The sequence below is a fragment of the Oribacterium sinus genome, from assembly GCF_014202695.1.
GTDB classification, from domain to species: Bacteria; Bacillota; Clostridia; order Lachnospirales; family Lachnospiraceae; genus Oribacterium; species Oribacterium sinus.
Window position 1 is genome coordinate 1 of record NZ_JACHHH010000021.1, and the last position, 1,938, is coordinate 1,938.

The window sequence follows — 1,938 nt, forward strand, 5'->3', positions numbered from 1 at the left end:
ATGGTTGATATATTATGATCGGGGATAACCCTACGGACTTCATAGGGCTCATTATTGACATAAATCTCTGTACCTTGGCCATAAGTATCATCAGTCTCCGACACTAAGAAACGATAGTTATCCACTGTATAATAAGGCTGTATTACATATAGTACCTTATAACGGCCTTCCGGAAAAATTCTGTCTTCTTCCTGCGTAAACCTGAGATTTCCGTTTTTTCCCGCTTCATTCGGATAACTTTCTAAATAGAGTTTATACTGATTCAGGTTTTTGGGAAAATCGTTACGAAAATTCATAAGAAAAGGCTGTGGCAAATCCTTAGGCAGAAGCTCCGTACCATCTTTTAAGACAATCTTCTCCACTTGAAGTGTTGCCCTCTTCGTAGTATCACCTGCCTTAACATTATGGATGTCAAAGCTGGAACGGAGATATACTTTCGCCATAACCTTTGCTTCCTTCACGGTAAAAGTTTCGCTTTCAAAGGTATAATATTTATACTTTGCATCTTCCCGTTGAGTAGCTTTCAAATTATCTTGATCATAACTATGTACCCCTTTATGATAAAAATACCTTTCCTCCACAGAAACACTTGTATAAGCAAATATACCATCTCCATCCTGTTCTGCTATTGGTAAAATATAAAATTGGCTCTTCTTTCCTTCAGCAAGTGTATATACATAGTGATACTCCCCCGGGGTAAAGTAGTTGAGATTGTAAGGAACCCACTGACCATTTACTTTCTTTTCCACTTCCCTCTCCGGGAGAATTTTATAAAGATCCGGGCTTGGATTATTGATGACTCCAGGCTCATTTCCTCTTAAAACGACACCTGTTACGTTTACTTTTTTATCTCGAAGCACTTTCATATGATCTCTTGCCGGAAAGTCCCAATCTTCAAATGATACAGTCACCCTTATAACCTTATTGTCAAGGGATCTCGTTACTGCAGCACTTCTAAACCCTGAATATCCGGAGGTCATTACCGTAGAGTCTGTTCCTCTTATATCTTCTGTAGAGCCTTCTGTAGAGTCCTCTGTAGACTCACTCTTTCGCTCAGCAAGCTCCTCGGGGTCTTCTGTATCAGTAGTCGACACTTCTTCCTCTATAGATGCAGTTTTTCCTTCCACAGCAGTCTCTTCCGGAAAATCGTCTAATCCTTCTACAGTTCCTGCTGTTTCAGCAGTTTTTTCTACCTCCGGAACGTAAGTACCCTTATTGTCTAAAATATCCGCATAGCTTGCAGGGGCAAAAAGCCCTGTGCAAAGCACCGCACTAAGTCCTAAAGCCAGCATATTTTTTCTTCTCATCTCCATCGTCCTTTCTTATTTATTGCCATTTCACGATATAAAATTATACTATATTTCTATCCATTTGTGGAAAGTTTATTGTTTTTGTACTGCTCCATTCACTACCCATCTTCCTTCCATATCCACTGTAAAGCCGTCAGGAGTGGTGGTATTTCTATAAAGGGCTCCTTCATTCTGTCCTTGAGCGTCTAAGTAGTAGCAGTTTCCGTCAATCCACTGCCAACCGGTAAGCATTCTTCCCTTCCATCCGTCAGAGTTTGGGAAGAGGTAGTATTTACTACCGTTTACCTCTATCCAGCCTGTAGCCATATAGCCGGAATCAAGGAAATAGTACCAATAAGACTTTCCATTATAGGCTTCATAACCCCAGCTGTTCTTCGGATAGTTTCCGTCCGGTCTTTTGTACCACCAGCCCTTTTCATCCTGCATCCACTGGCCTCCGGATAGAGAACGGTCCACGCCAAGTACCTGTCCTGAAAAGCTACTGCTGACCTTAAAGCTTCCGGAACCGCCACCGGAACTTCCCCCTGAGCTAGCGGAGCCACCACTTGATCCACCGGAACTACTGGAGACAGCTTTAGAGGTTGAACCGGAATTGCCTGTATTGCCGGAGTGATTTTCTTTCTTCTCT

At 42.2% G+C, this 1,938-nt stretch carries 1 protein-coding gene and 1 pseudogene; both read right to left on the bottom strand.

All coding sequences use genetic code 11. The features are described 5' to 3' along the window. Window positions 1-1,307 (bottom strand): hypothetical protein (locus tag HNQ46_RS11930; RefSeq protein ID WP_243155936.1); only part of this gene is annotated, 1,307 nt, incomplete at its 3' end. Window positions 1,308-1,382: 75 nt separating this feature from the next. Then, window positions 1,383-1,938, bottom strand: a pseudogene (locus HNQ46_RS11935) (hypothetical protein); the annotation flags it as partial.